Raw genomic sequence first — 15,925 nt, 5'->3', positions numbered from 1 at the left:
GGTTACGAAGTTGGCGAAGTGATTGTTTACCAGGCTAACACCGAAGTAAATTCAAACATCGATGCTACTTCATACTTTGTTGATCTGAAAAACGACAAACACGAAGTGCTTGTAAGGATAACCCAACAAGCAAACCTTGAGTTTTTTCAACAGGTAAAGTAATTTTAAAAAAAATCACAACTATTATCACAAGCCATCCTGGTATCCGGGGTGGCTTTTTTGCTTAAAAGGATTTAGCAGGGTTGTGATCAAATAAATTAAGGCGCACCCATGATGTGTTCTAATTTCTAAGAGTGCACATGACATGTTGAATTTTTGAAGTGCGCAGGCCTGTCACACTGAGCCTGTCGAAGGGGCGCGCGGAGAGGCATTTGCCCGCTATGGTTCGACAAACTCACTATGACAGCCATTTTTTACGATGTCATTCCTCCTTCAGAGTTTCACCTAATTTTACCACTCATCATGACAGCCTTTTTACAATATCATTTTTCCCTTCAGTCTTTCTGGAAATACTAACTCAGGTGAATGGTAGTATTTGCTCGCCCGAGTTAATGATATCAGCGAATATATAGCAACTAGTTTAGCTGTTTAGTGCATTTGGATTTAGCTAAACCGATTTATAAGTCTTTCAATTCTTTAAGATATTGTAAAATATACACTAAGTGAATTGCCAAAAATTAAATTTTATACTTTAAATTCACTATAATTATCAAATATTCATAAAAATTAAATTATAGTTGCCAAATTTATAATATTAGTCTATTTTTGTTGTGGATTTAAGATTTAAAACAACATGAAAAAGATATTTTTAACAACCGCAATTGCCGCTTTATTAAGTGTTAATGTATTTGCTGCCGATGGCGGTAAAAAGAATGATGGAGGTACTAACGTATCATACATAGCGTTACATGGTTTCACCGTTGACTTTGCTGATGCAAAAGATGTGAACTGGACTGTAACTAAAAATACCCAGAAAGCAACATTTACTGTTGATGGCGTAAGGAAAACTGCTTTTTACAACCTTAACGGCGAGTACCTTGGTGTAACTCAACGCGTTGACGCTAAAGCCATCCCCGCTAAAACAATGAAACAAATCAGCAAAGATTACGCTGGTTACGACGTAAACGAAGTGATTGTTTACCAGGCTAATACCGACATCAATTCAAACATTGATGCTACTTCATACTTTGTTGATCTGAAAAACGACAAACACGAAGTACTTGTAAGGATAACTCAACAAGCAAACCTTGAGTTCTTTCAACAAGTGAAATAATTCGCCCAAAAAAATACCCTTATATAAGCCATCCCAATTATTGGGGTGGCTTTTTTATTTTATGATAATTGCAATAATTATATTTTATCAAACAACTTGGCTGTTTAAGCCTTTATAAAGTATTAGTTAATATATTTTATAATTATTATGCCAAAGACTATTATTGTTTCTAACCGGTTACCTGTAAAAATCTCTAAAACTGATGGTGACTACAATTTGTCGTCAAGCGAGGGAGGTTTAGCAACTGGCTTAGGTTCAATTTACAAGCAGGGTGATAACGTATGGATAGGGTGGCCCGGTGTTGAAATTACAGAACAGCAGGATAAAGATACAGTAACAAAACAGTTGAAAGAACTGAGCCTGGTACCGGTTTTTCTTGACCAGGAGGAGATTAATCAATATTATGAAGGTTTCTCGAACGAGGTTTTATGGCCTGTTTTTCACTACTACGCATCTACCTATGCCACCTATAAACAATCAAACTGGGATTATTACCAGGCGGTAAATAAAAAATTCAGGGATGTAATACTCACTATTGCCGAACCCGGCGATGTTATTTGGATACATGACTACCAATTGCTGCTGCTGCCGGGATTGGTTAGGCACGAAATCCCCGATGTTTCTATCGGATTTTTCCTGCATATCCCTTTCCCATCGCATGAGATGTTTAGATTGATCCCCTGGCGATCGGAATTATTGGAAGGAATGCTCGGGGCCGACCTGATTGGCTTGCATACCTTTGATGATGTAAGGCACTTTTTAGGAGCTACCACCCGTATTTTGCCGGTAACATCTTCGGCAAATATCATCGCGACCGGCGAGCGGTCCATCGTAGTCGAATCGTTTCCCATGGGGATTGACGAGCAAAAATATGCATCGTTACCGCTGCAGGACGATGTAAAACACCAGGTAGAACTGATCAAGAATAACTTCAAGGATGGTAAACTCATACTGTCTGTTGACAGGCTTGATTACAGCAAAGGTATATTACAACGGCTTGCGGCATTTGAATTATTGCTGCAATTGTGCCCCGAGTGTATTGAAAATATAGCCCTTTACATGATCGTGGTACCATCGCGAGACACCGTGCCACAGTATGCACACCTGCGCGATGAGATTGATAAAAAGGTGGGGAATATCAATTCCATTTACCGCACCATGGACTGGAGTCCTATCCACTATTACTACAGGTCGTTCCCCCTCGAAACGCTTTCGGCTTTATATACCACAGCGGATGTTTGCCTGGTTACCCCAATGCGCGATGGGATGAATTTGGTGAGCAAAGAATATATAGCCAGTCGCATAAATAATGACGGAGTGCTGATTATGAGCGAGATGGCCGGCGCATCTAAAGAATTGATAGACGCGATAATTGTAAACCCCAATAATACCGGCGAGGTGTGCAGGGCCATATTACAGGCAATTAATATGCCCCTTGATGAGCAAAAAAAGCGCATGATTCCCATGCGCCAGTTGGTGGCTAAATTTAACATCAGGCATTGGGTTAAAATTTTTATGGACAGGCTTAAGGAGGTAAAACTTATGCAGCGTTCATTGCAAACCAGGCACGTGAGTAACACTACCGAGCAATCCATCATAAACCGCTACAGTAAAACCAAAAAGCGTATTATCTTTTTAGATTACGACGGTACACTGGTTGGGTTCAGATCAGTCATTGAGCAGGCCAGCCCCGATAAAGAGCTTTATAACATCATTCAAAAACTAACTGAGGATCCTGCCAACCAGGTGGTGCTCATCAGTGGGCGAAAACATGAAAATCTTGACGAATGGTTTCAGCATACCGATATGTACCTGATAGCCGAGCACGGCTCCTGGTTTAAACAACCGGGTACCACATGGCACAGAATTGCCGGCCTGTCTGACCAATGGAAACACGATATATACCCTTTGCTGGAAACCTACGTAGACCGCACGCCAGGATCGTTCATCGAAGAGAAAACATACTCGCTGGTGTGGCATTACCGCAAAGCCCAGGCCGGCCTGGGAGAGCTAAGGGCAGGGGAGCTGATGAATAACCTGAAGTACCTGGCCAGCGATAAAGGTTTACAGCTATTGGCAGGGGATAAGGTACTGGAAGTGAAGAATATGGATATCAACAAAGGCAAAGCAGCTTTAACCCTGACAGAGGGTAAAGATTACGACTTTGTAATAGCCTTTGGCGACGATTATACTGACGAGGATATTTTTAAAGCCCTGCCAGAAAGTGCCATAACCATTAAAGTGGGCAGTAATATATCGGCCGCCAAATTTTATCTGCGTAACCCACAGGAAGTACGAAAACTCCTCACCAGCTTTACGAAACATGTTGGACATGACACCAGGATTTTGCAGGACTAATGGAGAAGTACGGATTTCAAATGTGCAGGTTTTAGATTTCAAATGCCTGGTAAAACTTCGTTAATGACGAATTTTACCAGGCGTAAAAAAAAATCCTGTCAATCCTGCAAAATCCTTAAATCGTTTTATTATATTAAAGGAAGATTGGCCTATCCAATTTCATCGCTATCCTGTAAGCCGCATTCATTAACCCCACGTGACTGTAGGCTTGCGGAAAATTACCCCACTGGCTGCCGTCATTTTCGTCCACATCCTCACTGAAAAGCAGCAGGTGATTAGAATATTTGAGCAGGTTGCCAAACTCGCGCTGGGCATCATCAATACGGCCAACACTGGCCAGCGCTTCAACGTACCAAAATGCACAGATAAGGAAAGTGGTTTTAGGTTTGCCAAAATCATCTTTATATAAATACCTGTAAAATAAACCATTAGATGCCTTTAACTCATTTTCAAGTGCAATTAAATGATCCTTTGCCCGCTGCGATGTTGGGTCGAGGTAATTCATCATGATAAGCTGCAAGGTACTGGCATCCAGGTTTGAACTGCCTGCCGAGTTGGTGTATACTTTCCTTACGGGATCATAGCAGCTTTCAATATGCGCAGCTGCGCGTTCTTTTAAAGATACAGCCTTGTCAATCAGTTCCTGATTATCTATCGTGCGTGCCATTTTTTCGGCAGCAGAAGCTCCCGCCCATTGAAACAAATTACTGTAACAGTGGATATTAGCCATGTTCCTGAACTCCCAGATGCCGGCGTCTTTCTCGTCAATCGTAAATTCAATCTTCTTCAGCAAAAATTCTATCCATCGTACCGAGTCTTTTCTTTCAGAGAATACAAAGCGATGATCGGTATAAAGCGGTAACATAGAGATCATTACCTGTCCGTAAATATCATTCTGAATATGTTCTGATGCCTGGTTGCCAACACGTACCGGCTGGTTGCCCAAGTAGCCTTCCAAATCAGTTAAAACATTTTCTACCAGGTCTTTTTTTCCGGTAATGCTATACAGCGGCTGGTACCGCTCCTCTGTAGAAAAAGATATATCGGTAACGTAGCTAAAGTATCGCTCCATTTCTTCAAAATGGCCAATGTGGTTAAGCGCGGTTATCACATAGTACGTATCGCGCAGCCAGCAGTACCTATAATCCCAATTACGGCCACTTCCCGGCGATTCTGGCAAACTGGTAGTGCTGGCCGCAATAATGGCTCCTGTGTCCTCAAACTGGTGTATTTTCAAAGCCAGCCCCGACCGGATGACATAAGGTTGAAAATAAGTGGCGATAGAGGAGTGTTTAATCCAGGTGCGCCAGTACTGGATAGTTTCCGATAAAAAGCGTTCGGCTGTTGTAATCAGTGGTGCTTCCAATGGTTCGCCATAGGTGAGCGCCAGGTATTTGATTTCGTTGAGCACAAATGGCTGCTCATCAAAAACATAGCTGATAGGTATGTTGGTGGTTAGCCTGATGTTTTCTTCGCCACCAAGGTATTGAATATGATTACTGCCGCGGTTAACCCTAAGTTTAACAGCGCCGTATTCAGACACAGGCTCACATTTTACTTTAACCCTCGGCGATCCTTCTATGGCTTCAATTTTCCTGAATAGCATCAATGGTTTATAATAGCGCTGATGCTGGTAAAAACGAGGGGCAAAGTCGGTTACCCGGTACATGCCTCCGGTGGCCGGGCTTATTTCGGTAATCAAAACGTTGGTATTTTCAAGGTAGTATTGGTGCGATGTATATTCACCTTCAGGTAATATTGAAAACTCGCCGCCTTTTTTCTTGTCCAGTAAACCACCAAAAATAAAAGTGCTGTCAAATCGTGGCCAGCAAAGCCACTCTATATTTGTGTTTTTGTGTATGTGCGCCAAAAAAGCGCAGTTTCCAATTATCCCGGTATCGTAGGTATGTCGTGCCATTAATGTTAGTTTTTAGCTTGGTTCAATTGTTCAACAACATACCCTGTGTAATGTTGGCGTAAAAAGCGGTATAATTTCTGATTAATTTGGATTTGTCAATTAATGTATATTAACTTAGTAGACTTTATTCTACTAAAATTTAAATAGTCATGAGTTTACGATTAGGCGACAAAGCCCCAAATTTTCAAGCAAAAACCTCGGCAGGAGAAATAGACTTTTACGGATATCTTGGCGATAGCTGGGGAGTATTATTCTCGCACCCAGGCGATTATACGCCGGTTTGTACTACCGAACTTGGTAAAACAGCCGCATTAAAAGATGAATTTGCTAAGCGTAATGTTAAGGTTTTAGCCCTTAGTGTTGATTCGGTTGAATCACATACCGGGTGGATAAATGATATTAACGAAACGCAGGGAGTGGAGGTAAACTTCCCGATTATTGCTGATGAAGATCGTAAAATTTCTGAAGCCTACGATATGATCCATCCAAATGCATCGGTAAATGCAACAGTGCGTTCATTGTTTATTATCGGACCCGACAAAGCTGTTAAGTTAATTATTACCTATCCTGCATCAACCGGGCGTAATTTCCAGGAAATTTTAAGGGTTATTGATTCGTTACAATTAACGGCCAATTACGGTGTAGCTACCCCTGCCGATTGGAAAGACGGAGAAGACGTTGTTGTGGTACCTGCAACCAAGACAGAAGACATCCCGGCCAAATTTCCAAAGGGTTTTACACTCATAAAACCCTACTTACGCACTACTCCGCAACCAAATAAATAATTTTATTTGGTTTATTAATTATTTTATATATTTGAAAAAGATAGGGTTATCTATTCCGTCTGAACATTAAAACCATTTTATTTTCAGTTTGGCTTTAGTTTTTAATCTCACAACAATTTTTTAATACGATAATTATAATTATGAAAACTGGAAAAGTAAAATGGTTTAACACACAAAAAGGTTATGGCTTTATTGTTACCGAAGACGGTAAAGATCTTTTTGTACACTTTAAGGATGTGCAAGGCGGTGTAAATGCCATTAAAGATAATGATAGCGTTACTTACGAAGTGGAAGAAGGCAGAAAAGGTTTACAGGCCGTAAATGTTAAAAAAGCATAATTAACCAAAGTTCTTGATAAGGGACCTCTGCATACACAGGGGTTTTTTTTGTGCTGTTTTTTTGAAATTATATCCATAATTCTGCTACTTTAGCCACCCAATTATATACAACTATGACTGACTCTACCGCCGCCAAGGCAACCAGGAACATGATTTTCCTTGTACTTGTAGCATCGCTTGGCTATTTTGTTGATATCTATGATCTTTTAATTTTCTCCATAGTAAGGGTGCAAAGTCTTAAGGATATTGGCGTGCCCGCGGCCGAACTTTTGGCTAAAGGACAATTCATTATTAATGTTCAAATGTTTGGCCTTTTGCTGGGCGGGATTTTATGGGGAATAATAGGTGATAAATTAGGTCGCATCAAAGTTTTATTTGGCTCCATTTTGCTATACTCCATAGCCAATTTTGCCAATGGTTTGGTAACAGATGTAAATACTTACGCTATTATCCGTTTTATTGCAGGCATTGGCCTTGCCGGCGAACTTGGTGCAGGTATTACCCTGGTATCCGAGACATTAAGTAAAGAAAAGCGCGGTTATGGAACCATGATAGTGGCGGTTATTGGACTTTTTGGAGCGGTGGCTGCCGTAAACGTAGCTAAATACGGATGGCAACGGGCTTATTTTGTAGGCGGCGGTTTGGGCATCCTGTTGTTGTTACTTCGGATAGGCACCTTTGAATCGGGCATGTTTAAAAGCGTGGAGCGAAGCGAGGTGTCTAAAGGGAATATGTTCATTCTTTTCACCAGTTGGGACAGGTTTAAAAAATATCTTTTTTGCATTTTAATAGGGGCACCGCTGTGGTACGTAGTGGGTATCCTGGTAACTTTCAGCCCAGAATTTGGTGTGGCTTTGCATGCAAAAGATACCTTAAGTGCAGGCACAGGCGTATTATACACCTACATTGGTATTTCTGTCGGCGATATTTTTGCCGGCTTGCTTGCCCAGGTAACAAAATCAAGAAAGCTTACCATGGCTGTATTTTTATTAGTATCAGTAGGCTGTGTTGTGTATTATTTAAGGGCAATCGGCTTATCAAACCAGCAATTTGTTTGGATCTGTTTCTTTATGGGATGCTCAGTTGGTTATTGGGCAACCTTTGTGACCATAGCAGCCGAACAATTTGGAACCAACATCCGCTCGACAGTTACTACTACGGTTCCAAATTTCGTTCGCGGTGCGCTTATACCTATAACCCTTGCCTTTAATGCTTTTAAAGTGCACTACGGCATGATAACCAGCGGCTATATTATGATGGGCATACTTACCCTAATTGCCTTACTGTCATTAAGTCAGTTAAAAGAAACCTTTGGTAAAGATTTGGATTACGTGGAGATAAGTTAATTTGAATATGAGCTAATTTGAGAATTTGAAGATTTGAAAATTGGAGGACCATTGTCCATTTTTTCATTTTCAAATTCTCAAATCTTCAAATCAAATCGCAGTTATTTAGATTCTCAAATTAAATTACATTTGCACTAATGATTAGCAAAGAACAAATAGCTGCAGACTACCAACAGATACAGGACGAGATATGTGCGGCGCTTGAACTGACAGACGGACAAGCTAAATTTGAAGAAGAAAAATGGGAGCGGGAAGGCGGCGGCGGCGGCCGCACGCGTGTTATCCAAAATGGCGATGTTTTTGAAAAAGGGGGTGTAAACTTTTCGGCCGTGCATGGCCAGCTACCCGATAGCATGAAAAGAGCTTTACAGGTAGAATCTGATGATTTTTTTGCGACTGGTGTTTCCATCGTAATTCATCCAAATCATCCAATGGTGCCTATCATCCATATGAATATCCGGTATTTTGAAATGCCATCTACTATCGGTGGTGCAGATAAACCCATAAGGTGGTTTGGTGGCGGCATCGATCTTACGCCGCACTATGTTATTGAGGAGGATGCTAAATTTTTTCATACCAGCTTAAAAAATGTTTGTGATAGCTATTATCATGATTTTTACCACCGGTTTAAACTTTGGGCCGATGACTATTTTTACATCAAACACCGGGACGAAACCAGGGGTGTAGGTGGCGTTTTTTATGACAGGCTGACCGCCAATGATGAATTATCATGGGAGAATATTTTTGATTTTTCGAAAGCCTTAGGGCGTTCTTTTATACCAACTTATACCGAATTGGTAAACCGTAACCGCAATAAACCATTTACCGAAGAAGAGCAATTGTGGCAATACCAACGCCGCAGCCGCTATACCGAGTTTAACCTGGTTTATGATGCCGGAACCAAATTTGGCCTGGAAACCAACGGGCGTATTGAATCTATATTGATGAGCCTGCCACCAACCGCCAAGTGGGTGTATAACTACCAGGCAACGCCGGGCAGCGAGGAAGAAAAAACACTATCTTTATTAAAAAAAGGAATTAACTGGGCTTAATATCATTACCTATGAAAAAGCTTGTACTGCCAATTTTGACAATTTGCTTATTGTGCTCATTTGCCGCTATGGATTATCCGCTTAAAGGCGTGTGGGAATATAGGGGAGGTGTAGTTAATGGCAAAATAGACAGTGCTTCAACTGCTTATACTTTACAGCGCACTTATGATAAATCGCACTATAAAGCTGTTTTAAAGGAAAAGGGCGAGAAGGATGTGGTTTACGAGAAAGGAGATTACCAATTGCTGGCCGATACCTGTTTGGAAACACAAACCTACAGCCTGCAATCCTCAGAATTGCTCAATAAAGTAGTGAAATATACCTATACAATTAATAATGATACACTTAAATTATTCACCGTTTTACCCAATGGTAATAAGATTGAAGATCACTGGGTAAAAATCAAATAAACCAAACCTGCAACGTTAATAAATTAGCCTGTGTGTATAAATTATGCATGCATATTGTTGCCGAAATTGGCACATTAGTCAACTATTTTCTTAACTTCGCAGGTCGTTTAAAAATCAATTTTTAACACGAAAAACAGAGAGAAGGTTCTACAAATAAATAAAAATGGCTGACGATAATTCAAGCAAAGAAGACAGAATAATTTCGATAAATATTGATGAGGAAATGCGATCTGCATACATTGATTATTCAATGTCGGTGATTGTTTCCAGGGCGCTGCCCGATGTCCGCGATGGATTGAAACCGGTACACAGGCGTGTGTTATTTGGCATGCTTGATCTGGGTTTAAATAACAATAAGCCCTACAAAAAATCGGCCCGTATTGTGGGCGAGGTGATGGGTAAGTATCACCCGCATGGTGATAAATCTGTTTACGATACCATGGTACGTATGGCCCAGGAATGGAGTTTACGCTACCTGCTTGTTGAAGGACAAGGTAACTATGGTTCGATAGATGGAGATGAGCCTGCAGCTATGCGTTATACCGAGGCCCGCTTGCAAAAGCTTGCCGAAGAGATGCTGGCCGATATCAACAAAGACACCATCGATTTTCAGTTAAACTTCGACGACTCGTTACAGGAACCAACCGTTTTACCTGCAAAATTCCCTAACCTTTTGGTTAACGGCGCTTCGGGTATCGCAGTGGGTATGGCCACCAATATGGCGCCGCACAATTTATCGGAGGTTATTGACGCCACTATGGCATTAATTGATAACCGCCAGATAGAGGTTACCGAGCTGATGAAATATGTAAAAGGTCCCGATTTCCCTACAGGCGGTATCATTTACGGTTTTGAAGGCCCGCGTGAAGCATTAGAGACAGGCAGGGGCAGGATTGTTATCCGCTCAAGGGCCGAGATTGAAACTCACGGAAACGACAGGGAGCGCATTATTGTTACCGAAGTACCTTACCAGGTAAACAAAGCGCTGATGATTGAGCGTACTGCCGAACTGGTGAACGATAAAAAACTGGAGGGTATTTCTGCAATCCGTGATGAATCGAGCAGGGAAGGTATCCGCATAGTTTATGAGATAAAACGCGAAGCTAACGCAGCTATCGTACTAAATAACCTATTCAAATACACCGCGTTACAAACATCATTTAGCGTAAACAACATCGCGCTGGTTAATGGCCGCCCGATGATGCTGAACCTGAAAGATCTGATACACCACTTTGTGGAGCACAGGCACGAGGTTGTAATCCGCCGTACCAAATTTGAGCTTTCGGAGGCCGAAAAACGCGCCCACATTTTAGAGGGTTTATTGATCGCCTTAGATCATTTGGATGAAGTTATCCGCCTGATCCGCGCATCACAAACTCCTGACGAAGCAAGGGAAGGTTTAATCGCCCAGTTTGGATTAAGTGATATCCAGGCACGCGCCATTTTGGATATGACGCTTCGCCGGTTAACCGGACTTGAGCGTGATAAGATCAAAGACGAATACGCGGCCTTGATGAAACTGATTGAACACTTGAAATCTATCTTAGCCGATGAAGGTTTAAGGATGCAGATCATTAAAGATGAACTGTTAGAGATCAAAGAAAAATACGGAGACGAGCGTCGTACCGAAATGGTTCACTCATCTGCCGAAATGCAGACTGAAGACTTTATTGAGGATGAAGATGTGGTGATCACCATATCACGCGAAGGTTACATTAAACGTACGCCTTTAACTGAATATCGCCGCCAGGGCAGGGGTGGTAAGGGCTCTATTGGCAGCAACAGCCGCGATGCCGATTTTATCGAGCATTTGCTTGTTGCATCCAACCACAACTACATGTTGTTCTTTACCGAATCGGGCCAGTGTTACTGGTTACGTGTATTTGAAATTCCGGAAGGAACGCGTACTTCAAAAGGACGTGCTATCCAGAATATCATTAATATCCCTAAAGAGGAGAATATTAAAGCTTACATTAAGCTAATCAGCCTTAAGGATAAAGAGTACCTGGAGAACAACTTTATTATCATGTGTACCAAAAAAGGTACCATCAAGAAAACTTCTTTAGAAGCATACTCACGTCCGCGTGCTAATGGTATCAACGCCATTAACATTAACGAAGGCGACTCATTATTAGAGGCAACCTTAACTACCGGCAGCAGCGAAATAGTAATGGCGCTTAAATCGGGCAGAGCTATCCGCTTCAATGAATCTACTGTAAGGCCAATGGGACGTACCGCAACGGGTGTTCGTGGTATTACTTTGGATGATGAAACTGATGAGGTTGTTGGTATGATCAGCATCAACGACAGTGAAACAACTGTGTTGGTAGTATCAGAAAAGGGTTACGGTAAACGTACCGATATTGACGACTACAGGGTAACCAACCGTGGCGGTAAAGGTGTAAAAACTTTAAATATTACCGAAAAAACCGGAAACCTTGTTGCCATAAAAGGTGTTACTGATAAAGAAGATTTGATGATCATCAATAAATCGGGCATTATTATCCGTATAGCCGTAAGTGAACTGCGCACAATGGGCAGGGCTACGCAAGGTGTGCGCCTGATAACGCTTAAGGGTAACGACGAGATTGCTTCGGTTGCTAAAATTGAGCACGACGAGGATGAAGAGAAGGAAATTGATGAAAATGCAGAAGCAGGTGCAGCCGACGAAAACGAGGCAACCGAAAGCAGCGAAGAATCAAAAACTGACGAACCACCAACTGAATAACAAATATGCAGTGCCGTAAAATTGTTTTATCGGTTTTAATACCATTCATGACTACAACTTTCGCCTTCGCTCAGTCCGAAGCGCTGAAAGTTGTAGTTAATAACCTTGCTTTCTATAAGCAAAGTAAAGATTTGAAATACCTGCGGGCAGCAAAAAAATCGGCAGATAGCCTGGTAGTTACCAAATCAGACTCAGCAGATTTAGCCAGGAATACCTACCGGGCTTTGATTAACGCGAGTATTTTATTTATCGATTCTGCAAATACGTTGGGCCAGCCTGCCACGTTATTGGCACAGACATCGGACCTTACCGACAAACTCTCGGCCAAAAGCAAGATATACAATTATCAGCCCGAAATGGATTATGTAAAACGCTGCCTGGCTAACGTTTATATCAGGAAAGGATTTGAATTTGTAAATAATTCCGATTTCGCTAACGGGCGGCAGTCATTTGAAAATGCCAAAAAATACGCCCCTAATTTTAAGCAAATCAATGATTACATAGCCTATGCCAATAATAAGATGGGTAATTTGGTAGATGCGGCTAAGTATTACAGCAACTTATTAGCTGTAGATAGCACCCGTACCGAGTACATTGAAACTGCGTCGAGTATTTATAAATCATTAGGTGATACTTCAAAAGCACTGCAGATACTAAAAAAAGGCAGAAAGCTTGTACCAAACGATCGTTTTTTACTGCTTGACGAAGCGAACATATATAACAATTTAAAGGATTACAAAGCGTTGGAGCCATTAATTGCCCAACTACTTGATATTAATTCAAATAACGCCGATATTGCATTCGTAGCGGCCAATTGCTACGACCATCTGAACAAATACGACCAGGCCGAATCGCTCTATTTACACACTATTGAATTAAATGGATCCGCTTATGATCCGGCATTTAATTTGGGTTTGTTATATCTAAAGCAAAGTGCTTTAACAAAGCAGGAGGGGGAGAGTGATAGGAATATCGGCATGGCTATTCAATGGCTCGAAAAGGCTAACGAAATATCGCCAAATAACGTAAAAGGTTTGCAAGCACTGCAAATTGCGTATGCAAAAACCAATAACAAGGATCAACTTGATAAGATAAACAATAAATTAAAACAGCTAACTAATTAATAAAACATGAAAATCAAACTTTTGATGGCTGGCCTTTTGGGCTTAGTTTCAGCAACAACGTTTGCACAAAAAGGCGAATTGAACACTGCCAAATCAGAATATGAAAAGTATGAAGGTTTAAGAGGTACACCTTTAGCCAAAGCAAGTTTAACAACTGCCCGTACATCAATTGACAAGGCTGCCGCCAATGAAAAAACGGCAACATTGCCGCTTACTTACGCATTAAAAGGTGCAATTTATTCAACCTATGCTAACCAGGATACGGTAGCTGCTACTTCATTACCGTTATTTACAGCTGCAGAAGAAGCTTTGAAAAAAGCCAAGGAGTTGGATACGAAAGGCGAGAATAAGCAACTGATTGAAACCGGCAACCTGAATTTGGCTCAATATCAACTTACAAAAGGTGTTGCTGAATACGGAAGCGGTAAATATGACCTTGCTTATAAATCGTTTGATTATTACCGCACCATATTACCTGAAGATACCAATGCTATTTATTACACCGGCTTATCGGCAGCAAATTCAAAAAACTATCCTGCTGCAATATCAAATTACACAAAGCTGGTAACAACCAAGTTTTCAAAAGTGCAAGGTGTATATCTTGATCTCTCGTCTGTTTATTTATTAAATGCAGATACTGCAAGCGCGCTCAAAGCAGTTACAGAAGGCGTTGCAAAATTCCCCAACAATGCAGAATTACGCAAGAGAGAAATAGAAATAAGCCTGCAAACCGGTAAAGAAAAAGAAGTATTGGAAAAAATTCAAACTGCTTTAGCCGCCGATCCAAAAAACAAAACGTTGTACTATTACGCTGGATTAACCTATTCACAAACAGCCGAGGCACTTGGTAGAGAGCAAACTAAAGCAAAAGATGTAGCTACAAAAGCCAAATTACAGGCAAGCAAGGTTGAGAATTATAATAAAGCTGCAGAAATGTACAAAAAGGCGTTAGAAATAGATCCTAACTATTTTGAAGCCAACTTAAATTTAGGTTACGTTATCATCAACCCAGCGATTGATGATTATAATGCAGCTAATAAATTACCAGCTAACAAACAAAAAGAATATGATGCCGCTATTGCAAAAGCCAAAGCGCAATTTGAGGCAGCAAAACCATATTTGCTAAAAGCTGCAGACTTGAATCCAAAATCTGTTGATGCATTAACAAACTTACGCACCTATTATCTGGGCGTAAAAGATGATGCAAATGCAACAAAAATCAAAGCTCAGTTAGACGCAATTAAGTAATTGAAAGAGGGAAGGCTTAAAAAAGCCTTTCTTTCTGAAATATCAATTTAACATAATGTTAATTATGTAATAAATGATAAATGTTGATATCTTGCATAAATGCTCATTTTTGTCAGCATGGTTTAATCTTTCGAGTTAAAACCCTGCAATCCAATAAGCAGGCATTAATCTTGCGTGCTTATCTCAAAAAATAATAAATACAAAACACATATGGATTTACAACTTAAGGGCAAGGTTGCTTTGGTAACAGGCTCAACTGCAGGTATTGGCTACGCGATCGCCAAATCATTAGCCGGCGAGGGCGTCCGGGTATACATCAATGGCCGCCATCAAAATAAAATTGATGCGGTTGTCGATAAACTGATCAGCGAAACCGGCAACAAAGACATTAAAGGCATCGCTGCCGACTTTTCGGATAAACAGCAAATTCAAAACCTGCTAACTCAATTACCGGAGGTTGACATCCTTGTAAACAATGTGGGTATTTTTGAACCGAAAGAGTTTTCGGCAATTACTGATGAAGACTGGTCTAAATTTTATGAAGTAAATGTGCTGAGCGGCGTGCGTTTATCACGCGCCTATTTTGATAAAATGATAGCCAAAAACTGGGGTCGCATTATTTTTATTTCGAGTGAATCGGCGCTGCAAATTCCCGCCGAGATGATTCACTACGGAATGACCAAAACGGCACAAATAGCAATTGCCAGAGGATTAGCCGAACTGACTAAAAGCACTGCCGTTACCGTAAATTCAGTATTGCCCGGTCCAACCTTCTCCGAAGGCGTTGGTGATTTTATAACAGCCTTAGCCAAAGATCAGGGTTTGACAGACGCTGAAATGGAGAAAGAATTTTTCGAGAGCGTGCGGGGTACCTCTCTGATTAAACGTTTTATAACGCCCGATGAAATTGCCAGCCTGGTAACTTATGTAGCGAGCCCACTTTCGGCAGCCACCAACGGCGCAACTTTAAGGGCCGACGGTGGTGTCATAAAAACCGCGTTTTAACCACCCCGGATTTACTAAAAACACCGTAAATTTTACCATAAAAATTCAGGGATTTTTATGGTAAAATTTAGAAGATAATTACTGCTTTTTAGACGTATCTTTTTTGGCTGTATCCGTTTTAGCGGTGTCAGTAGTAGCTGGTGCCGGAGTAGTTGTAGAGGCCGAATCCATCTTTGTACTATCAGATTTGCCGGCGTCTTTAGTCGAACTACATCCTGTTGCAATTGCGGCTACCATTGCCGCGACTAATGCGAAACTTAAAATTTGCTTTTTCATAGTTATTGATTTAATAGTGCGTATCGTTTTTAATGAACATACTAATTAACCTGATAAGCCTAAT

Annotated in this window: 13 protein-coding genes; 11 read left to right on the top strand and 2 right to left on the bottom strand. The window is 41.0% G+C overall.

Annotation, left to right across the window (positions count from 1 at the left end; genetic code table 11):
- The first annotated feature begins 793 nt into the window (after nt 1-793).
- Nucleotides 794-1,273, top strand: a complete 480-nt coding sequence (locus tag AC1DU2_RS29075; protein WP_090650348.1) for a hypothetical protein — start codon at nt 794-796, stop codon at nt 1,271-1,273.
- Nucleotides 1,274-1,420: 147 nt separating this feature from the next.
- Nucleotides 1,421-3,631, top strand: a complete 2,211-nt coding sequence (locus AC1DU2_RS29070) for a bifunctional alpha,alpha-trehalose-phosphate synthase (UDP-forming)/trehalose-phosphatase (RefSeq protein WP_477388964.1) — start codon at nt 1,421-1,423, stop codon at nt 3,629-3,631.
- Nucleotides 3,632-3,764: 133 nt separating this feature from the next.
- On the opposite strand, the gene AC1DU2_RS29065 is transcribed toward AC1DU2_RS29070, so the two are convergent.
- Nucleotides 3,765-5,549: a glycoside hydrolase family 15 protein gene (locus tag AC1DU2_RS29065; RefSeq protein ID WP_477388962.1), complete on the bottom strand. Its 1,785-nt coding sequence runs from the start codon at nt 5,547-5,549 to the stop codon at nt 3,765-3,767.
- Nucleotides 5,550-5,698: 149 nt separating this feature from the next.
- Between AC1DU2_RS29065 and AC1DU2_RS29060 the strand changes: the two genes are divergently transcribed.
- The 9 genes from AC1DU2_RS29060 (at nt 5,699) to AC1DU2_RS29020 (ending at nt 15,585) form a co-directional block, all read left to right on the top strand.
- A complete protein-coding gene (locus AC1DU2_RS29060) occupies nt 5,699-6,334 on the top strand; it encodes a peroxiredoxin (protein WP_477388960.1) in 636 nt (211 codons plus the stop codon).
- Nucleotides 6,335-6,474: 140 nt separating this feature from the next.
- Nucleotides 6,475-6,672: a cold-shock protein gene (locus AC1DU2_RS29055; protein ID WP_090650362.1), complete on the top strand. Its 198-nt coding sequence runs from the start codon at nt 6,475-6,477 to the stop codon at nt 6,670-6,672.
- A gap of 113 nt (nt 6,673-6,785) precedes the next feature.
- Complete coding sequence (locus AC1DU2_RS29050) at nt 6,786-8,018, top strand: MFS transporter (protein ID WP_477388958.1); 1,233 nt, start codon at nt 6,786-6,788, stop codon at nt 8,016-8,018.
- Between the two features lie 137 nt (nt 8,019-8,155).
- Entirely contained in the window at nt 8,156-9,070 is a 915-nt protein-coding gene (gene hemF / locus AC1DU2_RS29045) for an oxygen-dependent coproporphyrinogen oxidase (RefSeq protein ID WP_477388956.1), read from the top strand.
- A gap of 11 nt (nt 9,071-9,081) precedes the next feature.
- Complete coding sequence (locus tag AC1DU2_RS29040) at nt 9,082-9,480, top strand: hypothetical protein (RefSeq protein WP_477388954.1); 399 nt, start codon at nt 9,082-9,084, stop codon at nt 9,478-9,480.
- A 163-nt stretch (nt 9,481-9,643) separates the two neighbouring features.
- Nucleotides 9,644-12,208 carry a DNA gyrase subunit A gene (gene gyrA, locus AC1DU2_RS29035; RefSeq protein WP_477365211.1) on the top strand — a complete coding sequence of 855 codons (2,565 nt, stop codon included), beginning with the start codon at nt 9,644-9,646 and terminating at the stop codon, nt 12,206-12,208.
- Between the two features lie 5 nt (nt 12,209-12,213).
- Nucleotides 12,214-13,332, top strand: coding sequence for a tetratricopeptide repeat protein (locus AC1DU2_RS29030; RefSeq protein WP_477388952.1), 1,119 nt, complete (start codon nt 12,214-12,216; stop codon nt 13,330-13,332).
- Between the two features lie 6 nt (nt 13,333-13,338).
- Entirely contained in the window at nt 13,339-14,580 is a 1,242-nt protein-coding gene (locus tag AC1DU2_RS29025) for a tetratricopeptide repeat protein (RefSeq protein ID WP_477388950.1), read from the top strand.
- 210 nt (nt 14,581-14,790) lie between these two features.
- A complete protein-coding gene (locus AC1DU2_RS29020; protein ID WP_477388949.1) occupies nt 14,791-15,585 on the top strand; it encodes an SDR family NAD(P)-dependent oxidoreductase in 795 nt (264 codons plus the stop codon).
- A 78-nt stretch (nt 15,586-15,663) separates the two neighbouring features.
- Here the strand turns inward: AC1DU2_RS29020 and AC1DU2_RS29015 are convergent, their stop codons facing one another.
- Nucleotides 15,664-15,861: a hypothetical protein gene (locus tag AC1DU2_RS29015; protein WP_477388947.1), complete on the bottom strand. Its 198-nt coding sequence runs from the start codon at nt 15,859-15,861 to the stop codon at nt 15,664-15,666.
- Between the last annotated feature and the right edge of the window lie 64 nt (nt 15,862-15,925).

This window comes from Mucilaginibacter sp. P4_C11 (assembly GCF_056402115.1).
This window is presented reverse-complemented; position numbering and strand designations above follow the sequence as displayed.

Excerpts from the sequence above, each read along its gene's own strand:
- AC1DU2_RS29075 (WP_090650348.1), top strand. The coding sequence starts at position 794 with ATGAAAAAGATATTTTTAACAACCGCAATTGCCGCTTTATTAAGTGTT.
- AC1DU2_RS29070 (WP_477388964.1), top strand. The coding sequence starts at position 1,421 with ATGCCAAAGACTATTATTGTTTCTAACCGGTTACCTGTAAAAATCTCT.
- AC1DU2_RS29065 (WP_477388962.1), bottom strand. The coding sequence starts at position 5,549 with ATGGCACGACATACCTACGATACCGGGATAATTGGAAACTGCGCTTTT.
- AC1DU2_RS29060 (WP_477388960.1), top strand. The coding sequence starts at position 5,699 with ATGAGTTTACGATTAGGCGACAAAGCCCCAAATTTTCAAGCAAAAACC.
- AC1DU2_RS29055 (WP_090650362.1), top strand. The coding sequence starts at position 6,475 with ATGAAAACTGGAAAAGTAAAATGGTTTAACACACAAAAAGGTTATGGC.
- AC1DU2_RS29050 (WP_477388958.1), top strand. The coding sequence starts at position 6,786 with ATGACTGACTCTACCGCCGCCAAGGCAACCAGGAACATGATTTTCCTT.
- hemF (WP_477388956.1), top strand. The coding sequence starts at position 8,156 with ATGATTAGCAAAGAACAAATAGCTGCAGACTACCAACAGATACAGGAC.
- AC1DU2_RS29040 (WP_477388954.1), top strand. The coding sequence starts at position 9,082 with ATGAAAAAGCTTGTACTGCCAATTTTGACAATTTGCTTATTGTGCTCA.
- gyrA (WP_477365211.1), top strand. The coding sequence starts at position 9,644 with ATGGCTGACGATAATTCAAGCAAAGAAGACAGAATAATTTCGATAAAT.
- AC1DU2_RS29030 (WP_477388952.1), top strand. The coding sequence starts at position 12,214 with ATGCAGTGCCGTAAAATTGTTTTATCGGTTTTAATACCATTCATGACT.
- AC1DU2_RS29025 (WP_477388950.1), top strand. The coding sequence starts at position 13,339 with ATGAAAATCAAACTTTTGATGGCTGGCCTTTTGGGCTTAGTTTCAGCA.
- AC1DU2_RS29020 (WP_477388949.1), top strand. The coding sequence starts at position 14,791 with ATGGATTTACAACTTAAGGGCAAGGTTGCTTTGGTAACAGGCTCAACT.
- AC1DU2_RS29015 (WP_477388947.1), bottom strand. The coding sequence starts at position 15,861 with ATGAAAAAGCAAATTTTAAGTTTCGCATTAGTCGCGGCAATGGTAGCC.